Annotated in this window: 17 protein-coding genes and 1 pseudogene; 10 read left to right on the top strand and 8 right to left on the bottom strand. The window is 61.6% G+C overall.

The features are described 5' to 3' along the window. Positions 1 to 217 precede the first annotated feature (217 nt). From LNV07_RS25515 to LNV07_RS10290, 7 genes and pseudogenes are all read right to left on the bottom strand, one after another. Positions 218 to 979: pseudogene (locus LNV07_RS25515) on the bottom strand (PAS domain-containing protein); the annotation flags it as partial. A gap of 1,028 nt (positions 980 to 2,007) precedes the next feature. Further along, positions 2,008 to 4,263 carry a chemotaxis protein CheA gene (locus tag LNV07_RS10315; RefSeq protein WP_263571078.1) on the bottom strand — a complete coding sequence of 752 codons (2,256 nt, stop codon included), beginning with the start codon at positions 4,261 to 4,263 and terminating at the stop codon, positions 2,008 to 2,010. Then, a complete protein-coding gene (locus LNV07_RS10310) occupies positions 4,254 to 4,607 on the bottom strand; it encodes an STAS domain-containing protein (RefSeq protein WP_263571077.1) in 354 nt (117 codons plus the stop codon). Before LNV07_RS10310 ends, LNV07_RS10315 begins: the two co-directional genes overlap by 10 nt. Positions 4,608 to 4,646: 39 nt before the next feature. Beyond that, positions 4,647 to 5,009, bottom strand: a complete 363-nt coding sequence (locus LNV07_RS10305) for a response regulator (protein WP_263571076.1) — start codon at positions 5,007 to 5,009, stop codon at positions 4,647 to 4,649. 38 nt (positions 5,010 to 5,047) lie between these two features. Then, positions 5,048 to 5,548 carry a hypothetical protein gene (locus LNV07_RS10300; RefSeq protein ID WP_263571075.1) on the bottom strand — a complete coding sequence of 167 codons (501 nt, stop codon included), beginning with the start codon at positions 5,546 to 5,548 and terminating at the stop codon, positions 5,048 to 5,050. 515 nt (positions 5,549 to 6,063) lie between these two features. After that, positions 6,064 to 6,555: an outer membrane lipoprotein gene (locus LNV07_RS10295; protein ID WP_263571074.1), complete on the bottom strand. Its 492-nt coding sequence runs from the start codon at positions 6,553 to 6,555 to the stop codon at positions 6,064 to 6,066. An 84-nt stretch (positions 6,556 to 6,639) separates the two neighbouring features. Next, positions 6,640 to 7,197, bottom strand: coding sequence for an HNH endonuclease (locus LNV07_RS10290; RefSeq protein WP_263571073.1), 558 nt, complete (start codon positions 7,195 to 7,197; stop codon positions 6,640 to 6,642). 249 nt (positions 7,198 to 7,446) lie between these two features. Here LNV07_RS10290 and LNV07_RS10285 point away from each other — a divergent pair, with 249 nt between their 5' ends. The 7 genes from LNV07_RS10285 (at position 7,447) to LNV07_RS10255 (ending at position 15,601) form a co-directional block, all read left to right on the top strand. Continuing rightward, entirely contained in the window at positions 7,447 to 8,211 is a 765-nt protein-coding gene (locus LNV07_RS10285; RefSeq protein ID WP_397545544.1) for a TetR/AcrR family transcriptional regulator, read from the top strand. A gap of 28 nt (positions 8,212 to 8,239) precedes the next feature. Further along, positions 8,240 to 10,030 carry an acyl-CoA dehydrogenase C-terminal domain-containing protein gene (locus LNV07_RS10280; RefSeq protein WP_263571072.1) on the top strand — a complete coding sequence of 597 codons (1,791 nt, stop codon included), beginning with the start codon at positions 8,240 to 8,242 and terminating at the stop codon, positions 10,028 to 10,030. Positions 10,031 to 10,086: 56 nt separating this feature from the next. After that, positions 10,087 to 10,527: a DUF2147 domain-containing protein gene (locus LNV07_RS10275; RefSeq protein ID WP_263571071.1), complete on the top strand. Its 441-nt coding sequence runs from the start codon at positions 10,087 to 10,089 to the stop codon at positions 10,525 to 10,527. 59 nt (positions 10,528 to 10,586) lie between these two features. Continuing rightward, on the top strand, positions 10,587 to 12,983 hold the full coding sequence (locus tag LNV07_RS10270) for a 3-hydroxyacyl-CoA dehydrogenase/enoyl-CoA hydratase family protein (RefSeq protein WP_263571070.1): 2,397 nt from the start codon (positions 10,587 to 10,589) through the stop codon (positions 12,981 to 12,983). Positions 12,984 to 13,049: 66 nt separating this feature from the next. Further along, a complete protein-coding gene (locus LNV07_RS10265) occupies positions 13,050 to 14,264 on the top strand; it encodes an acetyl-CoA C-acyltransferase (protein WP_263571069.1) in 1,215 nt (404 codons plus the stop codon). A gap of 79 nt (positions 14,265 to 14,343) precedes the next feature. Continuing rightward, positions 14,344 to 14,796 (top strand): DUF1569 domain-containing protein, encoded by a 453-nt coding sequence (locus tag LNV07_RS10260; protein WP_263571068.1) that lies wholly within the window; start codon positions 14,344 to 14,346, stop codon positions 14,794 to 14,796. Positions 14,797 to 14,836: 40 nt separating this feature from the next. Then, positions 14,837 to 15,601 carry an enoyl-CoA hydratase gene (locus LNV07_RS10255; protein ID WP_263571067.1) on the top strand — a complete coding sequence of 255 codons (765 nt, stop codon included), beginning with the start codon at positions 14,837 to 14,839 and terminating at the stop codon, positions 15,599 to 15,601. Here LNV07_RS10255 and LNV07_RS10250 read toward each other — a convergent pair. Continuing rightward, a complete protein-coding gene (locus tag LNV07_RS10250; RefSeq protein WP_263571066.1) occupies positions 15,585 to 16,004 on the bottom strand; it encodes an acyl-CoA thioesterase in 420 nt (139 codons plus the stop codon). The genes LNV07_RS10255 and LNV07_RS10250 overlap by 17 nt on opposite strands. 61 nt (positions 16,005 to 16,065) lie before the next feature. Here LNV07_RS10250 and LNV07_RS10245 point away from each other — a divergent pair, with 61 nt between their 5' ends. The 3 genes from LNV07_RS10245 to LNV07_RS10235 all read left to right on the top strand — a co-directional run bounded on the left by LNV07_RS10245 (position 16,066) and on the right by LNV07_RS10235 (position 19,872). Then, positions 16,066 to 17,910 carry an ABCB family ABC transporter ATP-binding protein/permease gene (locus LNV07_RS10245; protein WP_263571065.1) on the top strand — a complete coding sequence of 615 codons (1,845 nt, stop codon included), beginning with the start codon at positions 16,066 to 16,068 and terminating at the stop codon, positions 17,908 to 17,910. A 26-nt stretch (positions 17,911 to 17,936) separates the two neighbouring features. Beyond that, positions 17,937 to 18,848 carry a LysR substrate-binding domain-containing protein gene (locus LNV07_RS10240; RefSeq protein ID WP_263571064.1) on the top strand — a complete coding sequence of 304 codons (912 nt, stop codon included), beginning with the start codon at positions 17,937 to 17,939 and terminating at the stop codon, positions 18,846 to 18,848. Positions 18,849 to 18,963: 115 nt separating this feature from the next. Then, positions 18,964 to 19,872 (top strand): transporter substrate-binding domain-containing protein, encoded by a 909-nt coding sequence (locus tag LNV07_RS10235; protein WP_263571063.1) that lies wholly within the window; start codon positions 18,964 to 18,966, stop codon positions 19,870 to 19,872. The last annotated feature ends 99 nt before the right edge of the window (positions 19,873 to 19,971 follow it).

Here is a 19,971-nt window from a genome sequence, read left to right as displayed (position 1 = left end):
CACGCGCGGCCAACTCGGCCGTGATGTCCTTCCACTCGACCACCGTACCGAGGCGCTTGCCTGTTGCATCGATGATGGGGTTGGCGGCCAGGGCGAAGTCAAGCGCCGCTACCTTGATCTGCGTCTTGTACTCGGACTGCAGCTTGGCCAGCATGCCGCGCTGATGTGCCGGATTCTTGTGGAAGCCGTCGATATTGGTTCCCATCAGCCGCTTGGCATCGAAGTTAGGCAAGACCTTCTTCAGCTCGGCCTCGTTGCCCTGCATCATTTGCGTGACAGAGCGGTTCATATAGATGATGTTCAGGTCGGTGTCGGCGATCATCACATTGGTCGAGCAGATGTCGAGCGCCTGCTTGACCCGCTCATTGGCCGCTGCCAGCGCCAGTTCGCGCTCGCGCGCGGCCAACTCGGCTGTCATGTCCTTCCACTCGACCACGGTGCCCAGGCGTTGTCCCTTGCTATCGATGATGGGGTTTGCCGCCAGGCCAAAGTCCAGGCCGCCGACCTTGATTTGCGTTCTGTACTCGCCGCGCAGATTGGCCAGCATGCCGCGCTGATGCGCGGGGTTTTTGTGGAAACTGTCGATATTGCTGCCCATCAGTCGGCCAGCATCGAAGTTGGGCAGGCTCTTGCGCAGCTCGGCCTGATTGCCCTGCATCATCTTGGCGACCGAACTGTTCATATAGATGATGTTCAGGTCGACATCGGCAATCATCACATTGGTCGAGCAGACATCCAGCGCTTGTTTGATGCGGCCGGTCTCGGCGCTGAGCTGGGCATCATCCGCCATGCGTTGGCGCAGATTGCTCTGCATCAGGCCCAAGCTGCCGAGCAAGCTGCCCATCTCATCGTGATGAGCGTCGTGGGTGTCGAAGGCCAAGTCGCCTTGGGCCACCGCATTGGCTGCTGCCATCGCGCGGTGTATCGGCTGGGTGATCGAGCGCACGATCAGCACACCCACGTAAAGGGCCAGCAGCATGAAACCGATCAAGGCGGAGCTGCCCACATTGCGCTGCAAGGTCAGCGTACGTGTGCGCTCATGCAGCAAATTTTCCAGCGCCTCGGTCGCTGCCTTGACCAGCGCAAACTGCGCCTCGACGGCCACCGTGCCCTGAGCGAACAGCTCCTGGCCGCTTATCGTGGGCTTGCCGCCACCGGTCTGCTTGTCGACCTGCTGGAGGAACTCGTCGGCTGCGCGCAAGGCCACTGTGACGGGCTTGTCCAGCGCAGTGGCGAGCTTCGGTTCGCTGCTCAAGGACTTTTCTATTTGGCGCTTGGCGCGCTGGCGCCAAAACTCCGTTTTTTGGCGCAAATCGTGCAGCGCGGACAGATCCGACGCGCTGAACTCCTTGCCGGCGCTCAGACCCGCCACCATGCTCGCGCCCTTGCCTCGCACCTGCGCCATTGACTCGGACAGCTGGGGTAGATATTCAGCCGCAGCCGTGACCAGAAAATAGGTGGCCTCCTCGGGGTCCAAGGACAATCCGGCGGTATCTGAGACGCTTTCAATCAGCAGCAGTGCATCGTCGACCAAGCGGCTGTGCTCCGCAAAGCTCTTTGGCGCGTCGATAGCGCGCGAGGCGACCTTGGCGGTCAGTTGCTGCGACGCGGCCTGCAGCGCTGTGGCCTGCTCGCGAACCCGCTGGTAGTGTGGATCATCGACGGGAAGCAGCTTGCGCAATTCATCCAGTGGCTTGGCCAGCGCTCGACTCACATCCTGCAACTTGGCGCTTGCGGTTGCGTCACCGTTGAGCGCCAAGCCGGCCAGGCCGCGGTGGATTTGCAGCTGCCGGATCGCCTCCACCGTTGAGCGCAAGGGGTCGAGGCCAAAGTCTTCCGCCTTGGCGACCTCAAGCTGCTGATTCAAGTTTTTCAACACCAAGGTGAAGGGCACTGCGCAGGCCAGCATGGCGATCAGAGCCAGCAGGACGAAGCGTTGCCAGAGCATGAGTTTGCGCAGCAGGGAAAGCATCAGCCAATCTCCGAAGAACTTTTATTGAACGTGAGTCAGGCTTGCCCGCTCGGGGCACGACTTGCTTGACTTGCTGTTTTCTTGTGCTGACCTTCCCGGATGGCAGCGGCAAACAGCCCCGACACATCCAGCAGCAAGGCGACCTCACCCGAACCTAGAATGGTTGAGCCGGCCAGCGCCTTCAGGTGCTGGAAGATGCCGGACAGCGGTTTGATGACGGTCTGGTGCTCGCCCAGCAAGCGGTCGACGATCAGGCCGATGCGGGTCGGGCCGTCGCGCACCACCACTACGCTGCGGCGGCGGCTGTGCTCGGTCTCATGGCCTTGCGCACTGATGCCGTAGAAGCGGGCCAGATCCAACCAAGGCAGAATTTCGCCGCGCAGATCAAAGGTGCCGCTGACGCGGTCGCTCTGCTTCGCGCATTCGGCCGGGACATCGATGCACTCCGACACCGCCGCCAGCGGCAGCACATAGTTGACGCCACCGACCATGGTCAGGAAGCCGTCGATCATCGCCAGCGTCAGCGGCAGACGAATCTGCGTCAAGGTGCCATGGCCGACGGTGCTGGTCAGCGTGATGGTGCCGCGCAGCGACTCGATGCTGCGTTTGACCACATCCATGCCGACGCCACGGCCCGACAGGTCGGTGACCTGCTCGGCGGTGGAGAAACCGGGCTGGAAGATCAGCTGCCAGACCTCATGATCGGACAAGACCTGACCCGCCGCGATCAGATCGCGCTCGACCGCCTTCTTGATGATGCGGTCACGCGCTAGGCCACGGCCGTCATCGCTGACTTCGATCACCACCGAGCCGGCCTCGTGATAAGCATTCAGGGCCAAGCGCCCGGCGGCAGGTTTGCCGGTGGCCAGGCGTTCGTCGAAGGTCTCCAGGCCATGATCCATGCTGTTGCGCACCAGGTGCATCAGCGGGTCGCCGATCGAGTCGACCATCGATTTGTCCATCTCGGTGTCGCCACCGCTGACAACCAGATCGACCTCTTTGCCGAGTTGTTTGGACACATCGCGGACGACGCGCTGGAAGCGTGCAAAGGTCTCGCCGATCGGCACCATGCGCAGGGCCAAGGTGCCATCACGGGTTTCCTGCACCAGATCCATCACGCGCTGGGTGGCCTCCAGCAAGACCTCGGCGCCTTCCTGGTGGGCAATCATCTGCGCGCCGGAGCCTGCGATGACCAACTCGCCGATCAGGTCGATCAGCTTGTCGAGCTTGTCGGCGCGCACGCGCACAAAACGGGTTTCGTCGCCGGCGCGGCGGTCGCGGCCGCCTTCGCGGCGCTCGCCCTCGCCGCTGCGGCGATCACTGACCTTGCGTTGCGCGCCATCCGCCGGAGCGGCCGCGCGGCGTTCAATATGGGGCACCAGCACCGGGGCCTCTTCGCTGGCCGGAGCGCCTATCACCTCCACGCGCAGATCGAAGTGCATGCCCATCGCCCGCCAGCAGTCGAACAGGGCAACGCGGGCTTCGGCATCGTCGCCGCAGCGCAAGGTGGCCAGGGTCTCGAACGCTGCCGGCGCGGTGCCCGGCGGCAAAATTTGAATGCTGCTGTCTTCGGCCGCGAACTCGAATACGCGCGTGATGTCGGCCAGCGAGGCCGTGCTTTCGAAGCGCAACTCAAAGCCCAGATAGCAGGCCTCGGCGTCGAGTGATTCGAGCGGCGGCACGGCGGCAGACAGCGCCGTGATGGCCTTGATTTCACCCAAGGTGGCGAGGTAGCGCAGAAAGGACAGCGGATCCAGTCCGTTGCGCAGCGCATCGTGCAAAAAGCGCAGCGATAGATGCCAAATCTTGTCGACCGCAACCGGCGCGGCGGCGGCCGGCGCAGCGGCGGCGACGGGCTTGCTCGCTTGGGCCGGTTCGGGTGCACCTAACAAGGCGCGCAAGCGGCTTGCCAGCGCCGCACTGCTTGCGGCCACGGCCGGGTCGCTGTCGCCACTTTGCACTTCGCCCAGCAGCAACTCGATCTGGTCGCGGCTTTCGAGCAAGGCGGCCACCACATCGTCATCCAACTGGCGCTGGTTGGAGCGCAAGGCCTCCAGCAAGGTCTCGGCCTCATGGGTGAAGGTCACGACGGCGTCGCAGCCGAACATGCCGGCCGTGCCCTTGATCGTGTGCGCCGCCCGGAAGGCCGAGTTCAGGCTTTCCGAGTCTTCCGGATTGTTCTCCAGTACCAGCAGGCCCTCCTCAAACTGACGCAGCATTTCTTGCGCCTCGTCCAGAAAACCGGCCCTGGCTACGGCCAGTATCTCTGCGTCGTCGTCGGTCATTGACATGGGATTTCCTCGCTGGCTTCTTTTGCGGCCACGGATCGAATCGCTTTCAGCTCGCCGTCGAGGCCGTAGCAACGCAGCGCCGCCAAGACAACAGCACTGGGGGCGGGCAGCAGCAAAAGCGCGTGCCGCTCATGCATGCTGCGCTGGGCCGCCAGCAATAACTGGACGCCCGAGCTGTCGAAGTCACTGACACCGCCGAGGTCGAGGCTGAGGTTCAGACCGTCCAGGCGACTCAGGGTTTCAAGCAGCAAGCCATGGGTGTCCGCCGCCTGAGCAATCGTGAGCTCGGGGCCTAGCGTCAGGCTGAAGGGCGGTGCAGCGGCAGCATCAATCGAGTCCAGCATGGCAGGCTCCGGTTGAATATTGGTTTAGGTTCGAGAGGCTCAGACGCAGAGCTTGTTGACCGCATCGACCAACTGCGAGGGCTGGAAAGGCTTGGTGATCCAGGCCTTGGCGCCGGCCGCGCGGCCCTCGGCCTTTTTGGATTCTTGCGACTCGGTCGTCAACATGATCACCGGCGTGAACTTGTAGGCGGCGATTGTCTTGACATGGCGCAGGAACTCCAGGCCGTCCATATTCGGCATATTGACATCGCAGACGATCAGGTTGATCTTGCCGTCGAGCTTGGTGCAGGCGTCTTTGCCGTCAACCGCCTCGACCACTGTATAGCCGGCTTTCATCAGGGCTAGCTTGACGACGGTGCGGAAGCTGCCGGAATCGTCAACGACCAATATGGTTTTGCTCATGGTGTCCTCTTCAAGTTCTTGGAAATCGCAGTGAAAATTCAGAAAAATTCGACGTTGTCTTGGCGCGGCGGCGGCGACTTGCCGTGGTGAAACAGGTGTTGTTCTTCGGTGGTGAAGCTGGCCTCGAACGCCGCCGACCAAGCCTGCATTTCGGCCTCGCCAGCGTTTGCCATATTGGGCAATTCAGCGCTAAAGCGGCTGAGGTTCTTGTGCAGAATTTCGACCATCTGGGACAGCCGATCGGCGAATTGCAGGCCATGCAAGGCTCGCTCGCATTGGATTTGCAGGTCGACGTCGATTTGCTGTAGCGCTTCGGTGTGAGCGGTGTCGGGGGGGAGGTGGGCGAACTGGATATGCAACTGGTCTTGCAATTCAAAGATGCTGGCGAAGTTGCTCAGCAACTCGACGGAGCCGTTTTGCAGGGTCGCTTGGATTGCCTCCAGTTGACGGCCCCAAATTGGCGTGATGTGCTCGGCCATCAGCGCCACCCCTTGGGCCGCTGGATCCGAAGCTAAAGCCCCTTCCGGTCTTTGACTCATTCACTGCCTTTCTAGGACAGACCATGACTTGGCGTTTACCGATGAAGAACACCGCAGAGCTCGCTAGTTTCACTGCCTGGCTTCGAAAGTGAAGCCTGAATATGTGAGCTTTTTAACAATCAATACGGTGAATACGGCAAAAAACTTTTGACTTCTTCTTGGGTTTGCACTGATTTTCCTGAGCCAGTTTGCTGGTCAAAAGTGCAGCGCCAAGCGATACCGTCTTGGTCGGGCGGTCTCGTGACTGGACTTTAGGCTTGACGGATGAGGGGGGGAATCGGCCGCACACCTGAGGGTGGGCGCGGAAATACCTGAGAGCGGCGCAGACTTGTCGCTTCGCGCCAGGCGTTTCGAGGGGGGGAGGGGCAGCAAGCTGGGTGCGGCCCAGCCTAATGTTTGTTCGGCGGTTTGTTCAGCGCGACTCGCCTCGGCGCATCCCGCGCCGGCCGCTGCTTTCTTGTGACAGAGCGCCGAGCGAGGCGCGCGCAGCCCTGTCATCAAGGCCAGACTATTTTTTACGGTGCGGCAGAAGAACCTGCTGTCGACTCGGGGGCTCGCGTGACGCGGGTCTTGCCGCCTGTGGTGATCAGGATCACCGCGTCACCGGGTTTGAAGCTGTCGGCGGCCTTGGCCTGAACGACGGCGCGGCGCTCACCATTGCGCAGTTGCAGCAAGATCTCGACCGCCTGCTCTTGAGTGCCGCTGCGCTCGATCGCGTTGCCAATCATGGCGCCGGCTACCGCGCCGAGTACGCCTGCGATTTGGCCTTCCTTGCGGCCGCCGACCGTGGAGCCGGCAATGCCACCGACCACGCCGCCCGCTATCGCGCCGCCGCCGCTTTGTGAACCCTCGACCGTCACATTACGCACCGACAACACGGTGGCATCAAGAACCTGCGAAAGGCTTTGGGTGTCATGGCGTTTGATCACATCGGGGTTGCTGGTCGAGCAAGCGCTCAAAGCTGCCAAGGCAACGAGACTGGCGGTGAGGATTGCGAACTTCTTCATCTGACGGGACTCCAGGAAACTTGAATGACTTCAACGTAGCTCGCTCGAGCGTCGTTGACAGCCATTCATTATCGGTTTGCTGGTTTAGCCGTGCAGACGACTGGAGCGCGGCACGCTGGCAAGCAGGAACTCCATCTGATCGGCCAGGATGCGCCTGCCGCGCAGAATCATGTCTTCATGCAAGCTGGGTGTATAGGGCAAAAACAGCAGGCTCATATGGGCCTCCTCGGGCAGGCGGCTGCCTTTGCGGCCGTTGCAACTCCGGCACGCGGTGATGCAGTTCATCCAACTGTCGGAGCCTCCGCGAGAACTGGGCTGGATGTGCTCGCAGGTCAGGCCGTCAGCATGAAAGCTGTGGCCGCAATAGGCGCATACATAGCGGTCGCGGGCAAATAGTTTGGCGTTCGATAGCGCCGGCGCTTGGCGCCAAGCCCGGCTGGGGACGCTGCCGCGCACCGCAATGATGGGGTGCACTTCGATGCGGGATTGGACGCCGGTGCGGCGCTGAAAGCCCCCGCGCAAGATCTGGCAGGGGTCACCCAGCGTCCAGGCTACGCCGTCGCTGGCGTAGATCACGGCCGCTTCACGCGGCGTGATCCATGCTTGCGGGCGACCAGAAATATCGAGCTGAAGCACGTCCAAGTTGAACACCTCCAGGGCACAGCGTACTTCATTACCGTGCAAGGACTCAAGTGCTATGCACGGAATTGGCAGGCAAGCTTCACCGTCAAAGCGGTGTCATGAGCCCCGCACGGACTAGACCCGCGGCGTGATTTTCTAGGCGCGGACCCCTAAATATTCTTTGTAAAAAGTTAGGCATTCGAACCCAAGATTCTGCAAAATAGAACGATCGTTCGTTTTATTATGGCGAACCTGATCTAGCCTTGGAAAATGCCTGTGTCCGTTTCTGCACCCTTTGCTCCCCAGCCTGAGTCGGCCCCGCAGCCGCAGCTCAAGCCTGCGAGGGTGGTGCGTTCGCTGCAAAAAGGCCTGCATACCCGCGCCATCATTCTGGAGGCGGCGCTGGGTTTGGCCTCGCATATGGGCTTGGAGGGCTTGTCGATCGGCGCGCTGGCCGATGTGACCAAGATGAGCAAGTCGGGCGTGTTTGCCCATTTCGGCTCGCGCGAAGAATTGCAGATCGCGGTGGTGATGGAATATCACGCCAAGTTCGAGGAGGAGGTGTTCTTCGCGGCGATCCGCGAGGAGCGCGGCTTGCCGCGCCTGCGCGCCTTGTTCGAGCGCTGGGTGGGCCGCGTTTCGGTGGAGGTCGATTCGGGCTGCATCTATATCAGCGGCGCGGTCGAGTTTGACGACCGGCCCGGCCCGGTGCGCGATGCGCTGGTCGCGATGGTGCGCGACTGGCATGGCGCCTTGCACAAGGCCATCGTGCTGGCGCAAGAGGCCGGCCATTTGCACGCCGACGCCGATGTTCACCAAATACTATTCGAGCTGCACGGGCTGATTCTGTCCTTGCATCACGATGCCCGATTCATGCGCAACCCCGGTGCCGTGGGCCGTGCCGGCCTGGGCTTCGAGCGCACGATCCAGTTTTATGCCACGCCGCTGGGCCTGCAGATTGACGAGCAGACCAAGCCCAAGTCCAAGTCAGCCAAATCAGCCAAACCTCGGGCCGCCGCCAAGAAGCGCGCCTGATCTCACTAGTTTTAACCTGGAGCAAGCAATGCCGATCTACAACCCCCCACTGCGCGACATGCAATTTGTGATGCACGAAGTGCTGAACGTTGTCGACGAACTCAAGATGTTGCCGGCCCACGCCGACATCGACGCCGACACCATCAACGCGGTGCTGGAAGAGGGCGGCAAGTTTGCCTCCGAGGTGCTGGCTCCACTGAATCTGAGTGGCGATGCCGAAGGCTGCAAGCTAGACAAAACCACCCATGAGGTGACGCCGCCCAAGGGCTTCAAGGAGGCCTATGCCAAGTATGTCGAGGGCGGCTGGCCGGCGCTGGGTTGCGACCCCGAGTACGGCGGCCAGGGCCTGCCGGTGGTGATCAACCAGGCTTTCTATGAGATGTTGAATTCGGCCAATCAGGCCTGGACCATGTATCCGGGCCTGAGCCACGGGGCCTACGAGGCGCTGCACGCGCATGGCACGCCGGAGCAAAAGGCGATCTACTTGCCCAAGCTGACCAGCGGCGAATGGACCGGCACCATGTGCTTGACCGAATCGCATTGCGGCACCGACTTGGGCCTGCTGCGCAGCAAGGCCGAGCCCCAGGCCGATGGCAGCTACAGAATCACCGGCGCCAAGATTTTCATCTCGGCCGGCGAGCATGACCTGGCCGCCAATATCGTCCATCTGGTGCTGGCCCGCCTGCCCGGTGCGCCCGAAGGCTCGAAGGGCATTTCGCTCTTCATCGTGCCCAAGTTCAATGTCAATGCCGACGGTTCCTTGGGCGCGCGCAACGGCGTGTTCTGCGGCGGCCTTGAGCACAAGATGGGCATCCATGCCAATTCGACCTGCCAGATGGTCTTGGAAGACGCGGTCGGCACCATGGTCGGCGCGCCGAACAAGGGCTTGGCGGCAATGTTCGTGATGATGAATGCAGCCCGACTCGGTGTGGGTAATCAATCACTCGGACTGACCGAGGTGGCCTATCAAAACGCCGCCGCTTATGCCAAGGACCGCATCCAGATGCGCGCGCTGAGCGGCCCGAAGTCGCCCGAAAAGCCGGCCGATTCAATCATCGTCCACCCCGATGTGCGCAAGATGCTGTTGACCGCGCGTGCCTATGTCGAGGGCGGCCGTGCGCTGGCCACCTATGTGGCGGTGACGATGGACCGCGCGATCAGCTCGGATGACGAAGACGAGCGCAAAGAGGCGAACGACGAAGTCGCCTTGCTGACGCCCATCATCAAGGCCTTTTTGACCGACAACGGCTGGATCGCGACCTCGCACTGCATGCAGGTGTTCGGCGGCCACGGCTATATCCATGAGTGGGGGATGGAGCAGTTCGTCCGTGACTCGCGCATCAATATGACCTATGAGGGCACCAACACGGTCCAGTCCTTGGACCTGCTGGGCCGCAAGGTGCTGGGCGATAACGGCGCCAAGCTGCGCAAGTTCGGCGCCAAGATTGCCGCCTTTGTCGAGCAAGAAGGCACCAACGAGGCGATGCAGGAATTCATCAACCCGCTGGCCGACCTGGGCGACAAGGTCACCAAGCTGACGACCGAAATCGGCATGAAGGCCTTCACCAACCCGGACGAGGTCGGTGCCGCAGCGGTGGACTATCTGCGCGTCGTGGGGCACCTGACTTTTGCCTACTTCTGGGCCCGCATGGCCAAGGTGGCCTTGGAAAAGCAAGCCAGTGGCGACAAGTTTTATAGCGCCAAGCTCTCGACAGCGCGCTTCTATTTTGCGAAGCTGCTGCCCGAGACCGCAATGCTGATCCGCACCGCCCGCGCCGGGCTGCCATCGCTGATGGAAATGGAAGAAGAGTTGTTCTGATGTGCAAAGCCGGCGAAGCCCGGCACCCGTTTATCGCTGAAACTTTTGGAGACACCATGAAGTCATTGATTGCTGCTGCTGTTTTGAGTCTTGTTGCCAACCTGTGCGTGGCGCAGGCCAGTCCGACAGGTTTGTGGAAAACGATCGACGATGAAACCAAGGTCGAGAAGTCCTTGGTGCGCGTCAGTGACACCGCGGGTGTGTTCAGCGCCGTGATCGAGAAGCTGTTGGACCCGGCCAAGGCCGACGCCAAATGCGACAAGTGCAGCGATGAGCGCAAGGACAAGCCGGTGATGGGCATGACTATCTTGCGTAACGTCAAGCAAAGCAGCAATGATGCCGAATTGTGGGACGGTGGTGACATCCTCGACCCCAACAATGGCAAGGTCTACAAGGTGCGCCTGAAGCCGGTGGAGGGCGGCAAGAAGATGGAAGTGCGTGGCTATATCGGCATGCCGATGTTGGGCCGCACGCAAACCTGGATTCGTGTCGAGTAAGGCTTGGGTTTTTGACGAGTCTGTAGGGGCTCGTTATCCGTATTTGTCAGGAGAATTCTGTGAGTCGTTTTCAAGTTCGTAAAGTCGCCGTGCTCGGCGCTGGCGTGATGGGCGCGCAAATCGCCGCTCATCTGGTCAACCTCAAGGTCCCGGTGATCCTGTTTGATCTGCCGGCCAAAGAAGGTGCCAAGAATGGCATCGTCACCAAAGCCATCGAGGGCCTGAAAAAGCTCAAGCCCGCGCCACTGGGTGTGGCCGAAGACGCGGCGCTGATCCAGGCCGCCAACTACGAAGAGCATCTTGCCCTGCTGGGTGAATGCGATCTGATCATCGAGGCGATTGCCGAACGGATGGACTGGAAGCTCGATCTCTACAAGAAGATCGCGCCTTTCGTCGCCGGCCACGCCATCGTCGCGTCCAACACCTCGGGCCTGTCCATCACCAAGCTGGCCGAAGCGCTGCCGGAAGAAATCAAACCGCGTTTTTGCGGCATCCATTTCTTCAATCCACCGCGCTATATGTATCTGGTCGAGTTGATCAATACGCCGACGACATTGCCGGCCGTGATCGATCAGCTGGAATCCTTCGTGACCTCGGGTCTGGGCAAGGGCGTTGTGCGCGCCAATGACACGCCTAACTTCGTCGCCAACCGGGTCGGCATCGCCGGCATGATGGCCACGATGATCGAAGCCGAGAAGTTCGGCCTGAGCGTTGACCTGGTTGATGACCTGACCGGCAAGAAGCTCGGTCGCGCCTCCAGCGGCACCTTCCGCACGGCGGACGTGGTGGGCCTGGACACGATGGCCCATGTCGTCAAGACCATGCAAGAGAATCTGAAGGATGACCCCTTCTATTCGACCTATGCGACCCCGGCTGTGCTGGCCGGTTTGATCGAAAAGGGTGCTTTGGGTCAGAAGACGGGCGCGGGCTTCTACAAAAAGGTCGGCAAGGACATCATGCGTCTGGACGGCGCAACCGGTGAATATGTGGCCGGCGGCAAGAAGGCCGACGAGATCGTCGCCCGCATGCTGAAAAAGCCTGCCGCCGATCGCATCAAGCTGCTGCGCGAGTCCACCAATCCGCAGGCGCAGTTCCTGTGGGCCATCCTGCGCGATAGTTTCCATTACTGCGCCGTGCATCTGGACACGGTGGCCGACACCGCGCGCGAGATCGACTTCGCAATGCGCTGGGGCTTCGGTTCTAGCCAAGGCCCGTTCGAGCTCTGGCAACAAGCCGGCTGGAAGCAAGTGGCCGAGTGGGTGGCCGAAGACATCGCCGCCGGCAAGACCTTGTCCAGCGCCGCTTTGCCGGCCTGGGTCTTCACCGGACCGGTGGCCGACAACGGCGGCGTGCACAGCGCGGCCGGTTCCTGGAGCGCGGCAGAAAGCAAATTCAAGCCCCGCACCGAGCTGACGGTTTATCAGCGTCAAGCCTTCCCCGAGGCCTTGTTCGGCGAAGGTTCTGTTGACGCCTTGAAGGCCGGTACCGAGCTGTTCAAGAACGAAGAGCTGCGCGTTTGGACCCTGGACAACGAGGTCGTGATCGCTTCGATCACCGCCAAACTGCACCTGATCAGCCCGACCGTGACCGAAGGCCTGCTGAAGGCGGTCGAAATCGCCGAAGCCGGCTACAAGGGCTTGGTGATCTGGTCGCCGGATGATGTGTTCTCGGCCGGCGCCAACCTCGAAGCGCTGATGCCCGTCTTCATGAAGTCGGGTGCCAAGGGCATTGCGCCCGAAGAGAAGAAGCTGCAGGACGCGATGCTGCGCATCCGTTACGCGAGCGTGCCGGTCGTGGCCGCGATGCGTGGCCTGGCGCTGGGCGGCGGCTGCGAGCTGGCCGTGCATTGCGCGCGCCGTGTCGCGCATATGGAGAGTTATGTCGGTCTGGTCGAAGTTGGCGTTGGGCTCATCCCCGGTGCCGGCGGCCTGACTTATATCGCCCGCCGTGCGGCCGAAATGGCGGCTGCCGGCAATGCCAATGCCGACATCTTTGCTTTCCTGAAGGACGGCTTCACGACCGCCGCCACCGCCAAGGTTGCAACCTCGGCTTTGGAAGCCCGCAAGAACGGCTTCTTGCTCGACAGCGATGTGATCGTGCCGAACAAGGACGAGTTGCTGCATGTCGCCACGGCGCAGGTCAAGGCGATGGCCGAGTCCGGCTACCGCGCACCGCTGCGGGCGCTGTTCCCGGTCGCGGGCCGCTCCGGCATCGCCACCATCAAGGGTCAGCTGGCCAATATGCGTGACGGTGGCTTCATCAGCGCACATGACTTCTATTTGGCCAGCCTGATCGCCGATGTGGTCTGCGGCGGCGCGGTCGAGGCCGGTTCGCTGGTGTCCGAAGAGTATTTGATGTCGCTGGAGCGCAAGCATTTTTGTGGCTTGCTGGAGCACCCCAAGACGCAAGAGCGAATCATGGGCATGTTGCAAACCGGTAAGCCAGTTCGCAACTAACGGCTTCATGTGACGGGGCTCGAATGGCCCCGTCACCTACCGATCAAGAGAATTGGAAAGAACATCATGAGCAAGCAAGTTCAAGAAGCGTATATCTGCGCCGCCACCCGTCTGCCCATCGGCAAGTCGGGCCGGGGCTATTACAAAAACACCCGTCCGGACGAAATGCTGGCGCGGGTGATTCAAGCCGCCTTGGCCCAAGTGCCGGGTCTTGACCCCGCAGCGATCGAGGATGCCATCGTCGGCTGCTCCTTCCCCGAAGGCGAGCAGGGCATGAATATCGCCCGCGTCGGCGCGGTGCTGGCCGGCCTGCCCAATACGGTCGGCGGCGTCACGGTCAATCGCTACTGCGCCTCCGGCATCACCGCCTTGCAAATGGCCGCCGATCGCATCCGCGTCGGCGAGGCCGAGGTGATGATCGCCGCCGGCGTCGAGTCGATGAGCATGGTGCCGATGGGCGGCTATAAGCCTTCCTTGTCGCCGGCCATCTTCGAGCGTGACGAAAACCTGGGCCTGGCCTACGGCATGGGTCTGACGGCCGAGAAGGTCGCGCAGCAGTGGAAGATCAGCCGCGAAGCGCAAGACGAATTCGCGCTGCAATCGCATCTGCGTGCCTTGGCCGCGATCGAGTCCGGTGCCTTCAAGGACGAGATGACACCGTTCGAGATCATCGAGCGCCTGCCGAATCTGGCGGATGGTTCCATCAGCGAGCGTCGCCGCATGGTCGAGATCGACGAAGGCCCGCGCCGCGACACCACGCTGGAAGGCCTGGCCAAGCTGCGCGCGGTGTTCGCCGCCAAGGGTAGCGTCACCGCCGGCAACAGCTCGCAGACTTCCGACGGTTCCGGCGCCTTGATCGTCGCGTCCGAAGCGGCGGTCAAGCGTTTCGGCCTGACACCGCTGGCCCGCTTTGTTAGCTTCGCAGTGCGCGGCGTGCCGCCCGAGATCATGGGCATTGGCCCGATCGAGGCGATCCCTGCGGCGCTGAAGTTGGCCGGCCTGAAGGCGCAAGATTTGGGCTGGATCGAGTTGAACGAAGCGTTCGCGGCGCAGTCGCTGGCCGTCTTGAACGACCTCGACAGCAAGGGCATCGTGCTCGACCGTAGCAAGGTCAACCCGAACGGCGGCGCGATCGCCCTGGGCCACCCGCTGGGCGCCACCGGCGCCATCCGTGCCGCCTCGGTGATCCACGGCCTGCGCCGCACCGGTGAGAAGTACGGCATGGTGACGATGTGCGTCGGCGCCGGTCAAGGTGCTGCCGGCATCATTGAAAGGCTTTGAGATGCTTAAACGGCGGTCAGTTCTGCGCGGTGCAGTTGTGCTGGCCGCGCCGGCAATGCTCGCCGGTTGTCAGGGCGACTTGAGCCCCGCCTTCGCGACCTGGAAACAGGCGCGCAAGGCGGTGTTCGAGTTGTTGTTCAGCCCGCCCAAGGTTCGCGACAACGCTTGGACCTTGGCGCAGCTGCTACAGCATCTGGCGCAAAGCATCGAGTTCTCCATCAGCGGCTTTCCCGAGTCGAAGCCGGCATGGTTCCGATCCAGCGTGGGTGCTGCGGCCTGGGCCTTGTTCAATGCTCGCGGCAAGATGTCGCACAGCCTGGATGAACCGATTCCCGGCGCGCCGGCGCTGGACGTCGAGCGCAGCCTGAAGTCCTCGGTGCAACGCCTGCTCGATGCGATGGACGCGTTCGCGGCGCACAAGGGTGCTTTGGCACCGCATTTCGCCTATGGCCCTTTGAGCCGCGACGAGTACGAGCGGGCGCATCTGATGCACCTGGCCAATCATTGGCAACAACTCGGCCGCGCATCCTGAATCCCTGCCTCACAATTCACCGATTTTTGGAGACTGCCCCATGAGCATCAAAACCGCCATCGTCAACGGTGTGGCCACGATCGAGATTGCCCGCCCCGAGAAGAAAAATGCGCTGACCCGCGAGATGTATTCGGCCATGGCCGATGCCTTGATCGAAGCCAACACCGACAAGACGGTGCGCGCGGTCTTGATCCAGGGTCAGCCCACCGTCTTCACCTCTGGCAATGACATCGAAGACTTCATGAGCAGCCCGCCACGCGATGAAGACGCGCCGGTGTTCCAGTTCATGCGCGCCTTGCTCGGTTGCGAAAAGCCGGTCATCGCCGCCGTCAACGGTGCGGCGATCGGCATCGGCACGACCATGCTTTTGCATTGCGACTTTGTCTATGTGGCGGACGATTCACGCCTGGCCATGCCTTTTGTGGGCCTGGGCCTGGTGCCCGAATTCGGCTCCAGCCTGATCGTGCCGACCCTGATGGGCCACGCCAAGGCGGCCGAAAAGCTATTGCTTGGCGACCCCTTCACCGGCGCCGATGCGGTGGAATGCGGTATCGCCAATGGTGTGCTGGCGGCAGGTGAAGTCGTCAGTTATGCCCGCCGTGTGGCCGAGCGCTTCAATGCCTTGGCGCCGAGTGCGGTGCGCGAGAGCAAGCGGCTGATGCGCCGCCACAGCGCCGCTCAGGTGTTGGAGACGATCAAGGTCGAGGCCGAGTTGTTTGGCGCCCGCCTGCGTTCACCCGAGGCGATGGAGGCGTTTCAGGCCTTCTTCCAGAAGCGGCAGCCGGATTTCACGAAGTTTGAGTGAAGGCGCGCGGCTTGCCCGTGTCGTCAATCGCGACAAAGGTCAGCTGCGCCTCGGTCACCTTGACCACCTCCGGGTTGACCGGGTTGCGCTCGGCCATCACCTCGACCTGCACGGTGATCGAGGTGCGCCCGACGCGCACGATCTGTGAGTAGAAGGACAGCAAGTCGCCGATCGATACAGGCTGCTTGAACAGGAACTCCTTCACCGCCACCGTCGCCACCCGCCCTTTGGACAGCCGCGCCGGCAAGACCGAGCCGGCGATGTCGACCTGCGCCATGATCCAGCCGCCGAACACATCGCCGTTGTGATTGGCGTCGGCCGGCATCGGCATCACGCGCAGTACCAACTCACGCGGATAGGGGTTCGCAGTTGCGGGGTTTGTTGGATTGCTTGTATCGGTCATGGTGCTTCCTGAGAGAATTGCCCTGCCATTCTCGGCCACAGCCCAACAATTAAAACAACACATGCGACGCAGCCTAGCGCTTACTCCTGAATCAGACGGCAAGGCCCCATCAACGCCGGCCGCTCCGCGCAGCGATTGGGCCACCATAGCCAAGCTCTTGCCCTATTTGTGGCGCTACCGCTGGCGCGTCGGTTTTGCGCTGAGCTTCATGCTGTTTGCCAAGCTGAGCAATGTGGCGGTGCCGCTGCTCTTGAAGTCGCTGGTCGACAGCCTGGTCATCAAGCCGGGCTCGGCCGCCAGCATGGCCGTGGTGCCGCTGGGTCTGCTGGTCGCTTATGGCGCGCTGCGCTTGATGACCTCCTTGTTCACCGAGTTGCGCGAGCTGATCTTCGCCAAGGCCACCGAGGGCACGGCGCGCAGCATCTCCCTGCAGGTATTCCGTCACCTGCATGCCTTGAGTCTGCGCTTCCATCTGGAGCGTCAGACCGGCGGCATGACGCGCGACATCGAGCGCGGCACCCGCGCCGTGCATTCGCTGATTTCCTATTCGCTCTACAGCATCGTGCCGACGCTGATCGAGGTGACGCTGGTCTTGAGCCTGTTGGCGATCAAGTTCGACGCCTGGTTCGCCTACATCACGCTGGCCGCGCTGGTGCTTTACATCAGCTTCACCATCGTCGTGACCGAGTGGCGCACCAAGTTTCGCAAGCAGCTCAATGAGCTGGATTCGGTCGCCCATAGTCGGGCGATTGACTCGCTCTTGAACTACGAGACGGTCAAGTACTTCAATAACGAAGACTTCGAAGCGCGGCGCTACGACGAAAGCCTGGAGAAGCTGCGCCGCGCGCAGCTGAAGGCGCAGTCGACGCTGTCGCTGCTGAACACCGGCCAGCAATTGATCATCGCCACCGCGCTGGTGCTGATGCTGTGGCGGGCTACCGTGGGTGTCGTGTCCGGCACCATGAGCTTGGGCGATCTGGTGATGGTCAATGCCTTCATGATCCAGCTCTATATCCCGCTCAACTTCCTGGGCGTGATCTACCGCGAAATCAAGCAAAGCCTGACCGATCTGGACAAGATGTTCGGCCTTTTGGAGCGCGAGCGTGAGGTCGCCGATGTACCTGGGGCCGTGGAGTTAGCGGTGCAGGGCGCGGCGGTGCGCTTCGAGTCGGTCAATTTCGCTTATGACAAGACGCGGCCGATTCTGCGCGATGTCAGCTTCGAGATCCCGGCGGGCAAGAAGGTCGCCGTGGTGGGGCCGAGTGGCTCCGGCAAAAGCACGCTGGCGCGCCTGCTTTACCGCTTCTACGACATCGACGCCGGCCGCATCACCATCGATGGCCAAGATCTGCGCGGCGTCACGCAGAGCAGTCTGCGCCGCTCGATCGGCATCGTGCCGCAGGACACCGTGCTGTTCAATGACACGGTGGCCTACAACATTGCTTATGGGCGCCCCGGTGCTAGTCAGGACGAGGTCGAGGCGGCGGCGCGCGCGGCGCATATCCACGCCTTCATCAACGCCAGTCCCAAGGGCTACGCCACCATGGTCGGCGAACGCGGACTCAAGCTCAGCGGCGGCGAGAAGCAGCGCGTGGCGATTGCCCGCACCTTGTTGAAGAACCCGCCCTTGCTGATTTTTGACGAGGCCACCTCGGCGCTGGACTCGACCAACGAGCGCGCGATTCAGGCCGAGCTGGAATCGGCGGCGCAGAACAAGACGGTGCTGGTGATCGCGCACCGCCTGTCCACGGTGGTCGATGCGCATGAAATCCTGGTGCTCGAGGCCGGCCGCATCGTCGAGCGCGGCTCGCATGAGGCGCTGCTGGCGCAGCAGGGTACTTATGCCAGGATGTGGCGTTTGCAGCAGAGCGGCGGTGACCAGCCGGTGCCCGCCTTGCAGGCCTAGCCATTTGGGCCGGCTACACTGATCGCGTGGAAACCAAATGGCTTGAAGATTTTGTGAGCTTGGCCGAGACGCGCAGCTTTTCGCGCTCCGCCCAAGTGAGGCATGTCACCCAACCGGCGTTCTCGCGCCGTATCCAGGCGCTGGAGGCTTGGGCGGGGGTGGACCTGGTGGACCGCTCCTCCTATCCGACGCGCTTGACCGGTGCCGGCGAGACCCTGTTGGGTCAGGCGGTCGAAATCCTGAGCAATCTGCAGGCGACGCGCAATATGCTGCGCAGCCATCAGTCGGCCGGTCAAGACATGATCGAGTTCGCGGTGCCGCACTCGCTGGCCTTCAGCTTTTTCCCGCATTGGCTGATGGATCTGCGCCAGCGCTTTGGTGCGCTCAAGTGCCGACTCAATGCGCTCAATGTGCACGACGCGATGCTGCAGTTGAGCGAAGGCAATTGCGATTTGTTGATCGTCTATCACCATGCCAGCCAGCCCTTGCAACTGGACCCCGAGCGCTATCAGATGGCCTCGCTGGGCCAAGAAACCCTGGCCGCCTACGCCAAGGCCGATGCCAACGGTGAGCCGATGTTTCGACTGCCCGGGCGGCCGGGACAGAAAATCCCTTTCCTCAGTTACGCCTCCGGTGCCTATCTGGGCCGGCTGGTCGAACTGATCGCCAAGGCTTCGGCCGTGCCGTTGAATTTGGATGCCATTTACGAGACAGACATGGCCGAGGGCTTGAAAGCGATGGCGCTTGAGGGCCATGGCCTGACCTTCTTGCCGGCCAGCTCGGTCAAAAAGGAAGTGGCGGCCAAGAATCTGGTGCGGGCGGCTCCGAGCGGAGAATTTGAATTGAATATGGAGTTGCGAATCTATCGCGAACGCACCGAAATTTCGAGGCGCAACAAGCCGGCGGCACAAGCCTTGTGGAAATTTTTGACCGAATAGACGATTCGTACATGCGTGAAAACACGTATTCGTCTCGGCCTATGACTGGGCCGCTGTGCCCCTAAGATGGCGGCTGATTGCTACGCAAAATCCGAAAATTGAATCAGGAGTGTTTATGACCAAGAAGACTTTGTTCGTCCTTGCCCTGGCGGCTACTACCGGCTTGGCCAGCGGCTTGGCTCAGGCCGAAGATACCTTGAAGAAAATCAAGGACAGCGGCAGCGTCACCATGGGTGTACGTGAGTCCTCCGGCGCCTTGTCCTACACCTTGGGTGACGGCAAGTTTGTTGGTTATCACGTCGAAATTTGCGAGAACGTCTTGCGTGATGTCCGCAAGCAATTGGGTATGAGCGCGATGGCCGTCAAGTACCAACCGGTGACTTCGCAAAACCGCATCCCCTTGGTTCAGAACGGCACGGTCGACATCGAGTGCGGCTCCACCACCAATAACGCCACGCGCCAAAAAGATGTGGCTTTTGCGGTCACCACTTTTGTCGAAGAAGTGCGCATCTTGGTCAAGGCCAACTCCGGTATCAGCGCAATTGCACAACTGAATGGCAAGAACGTCGCCACCACAACCGGCACAACCTCGGTGCAGACGCTGCGCAAGAACGAGCGCGCCACCGGAGTGGATTTCAAGGAAGTCTTCGGCAAGGACCATGCCGACAGCTTTTTGTTGCTGGAGTCCGGCCGTGCCGATGCCTTCGTGATGGACGGCGCCATTCTGGCTGGCTTGGTCGCCAAGTCCAAGGCACCGGCCGACTTCAAGGTGGTTGGTGAGGTGCTGTCGGTCGAGCCTATCGCCATCATGATCCGCAAGGACGACCCGGCCTTCAAGAAGGCCGTCGACGACAGCATCAAGGCGCAGATGAAGTCCGGTGACATCGCCAAGACTTGGAGCAAATGGTTCGAGCAGCCGATCCCCCCGACCAATACCAAGGTCGGCATGGCACCTAACGACAACACCAAGCAGGCTTGGGCGAACCCGAACGACAAGCCGGCCGAAGACTACGCCAAGAAATAAGTAGTTACGTCCTTCGCTAGCTAGCCCTCTGGCAACAAGCAATGAACAGGCCGCCCGGCTTTGCAAGGGCGGCCTGGTGTTTTTGAGATAGGAGAAATG

It is taken from the genome of Roseateles oligotrophus (assembly GCF_025717515.1).
Classification (GTDB): domain Bacteria; phylum Pseudomonadota; class Gammaproteobacteria; order Burkholderiales; family Burkholderiaceae_C; genus Paucibacter_A; species Paucibacter_A oligotrophus.
This window is presented reverse-complemented; position numbering and strand designations above follow the sequence as displayed.

Excerpts from the sequence above, each read along its gene's own strand:
- LNV07_RS10305 (WP_263571076.1), bottom strand. The coding sequence starts at position 5,009 with ATGAGCAAAACCATATTGGTCGTTGACGATTCCGGCAGCTTCCGCACC.
- LNV07_RS10300 (WP_263571075.1), bottom strand. The coding sequence starts at position 5,548 with ATGAGTCAAAGACCGGAAGGGGCTTTAGCTTCGGATCCAGCGGCCCAA.
- LNV07_RS10315 (WP_263571078.1), bottom strand. The coding sequence starts at position 4,263 with ATGTCAATGACCGACGACGACGCAGAGATACTGGCCGTAGCCAGGGCC.
- LNV07_RS10275 (WP_263571071.1), top strand. The coding sequence starts at position 10,087 with ATGAAGTCATTGATTGCTGCTGCTGTTTTGAGTCTTGTTGCCAACCTG.
- LNV07_RS10250 (WP_263571066.1), bottom strand. The coding sequence starts at position 16,004 with ATGACCGATACAAGCAATCCAACAAACCCCGCAACTGCGAACCCCTAT.
- LNV07_RS10265 (WP_263571069.1), top strand. The coding sequence starts at position 13,050 with ATGAGCAAGCAAGTTCAAGAAGCGTATATCTGCGCCGCCACCCGTCTG.
- LNV07_RS10310 (WP_263571077.1), bottom strand. The coding sequence starts at position 4,607 with ATGCTGGACTCGATTGATGCTGCCGCTGCACCGCCCTTCAGCCTGACG.
- LNV07_RS10255 (WP_263571067.1), top strand. The coding sequence starts at position 14,837 with ATGAGCATCAAAACCGCCATCGTCAACGGTGTGGCCACGATCGAGATT.
- LNV07_RS10280 (WP_263571072.1), top strand. The coding sequence starts at position 8,240 with ATGCCGATCTACAACCCCCCACTGCGCGACATGCAATTTGTGATGCAC.
- LNV07_RS10295 (WP_263571074.1), bottom strand. The coding sequence starts at position 6,555 with ATGAAGAAGTTCGCAATCCTCACCGCCAGTCTCGTTGCCTTGGCAGCT.
- LNV07_RS10285 (WP_397545544.1), top strand. The coding sequence starts at position 7,447 with ATGCCTGTGTCCGTTTCTGCACCCTTTGCTCCCCAGCCTGAGTCGGCC.
- LNV07_RS10235 (WP_263571063.1), top strand. The coding sequence starts at position 18,964 with ATGACCAAGAAGACTTTGTTCGTCCTTGCCCTGGCGGCTACTACCGGC.
- LNV07_RS10245 (WP_263571065.1), top strand. The coding sequence starts at position 16,066 with ATGCGACGCAGCCTAGCGCTTACTCCTGAATCAGACGGCAAGGCCCCA.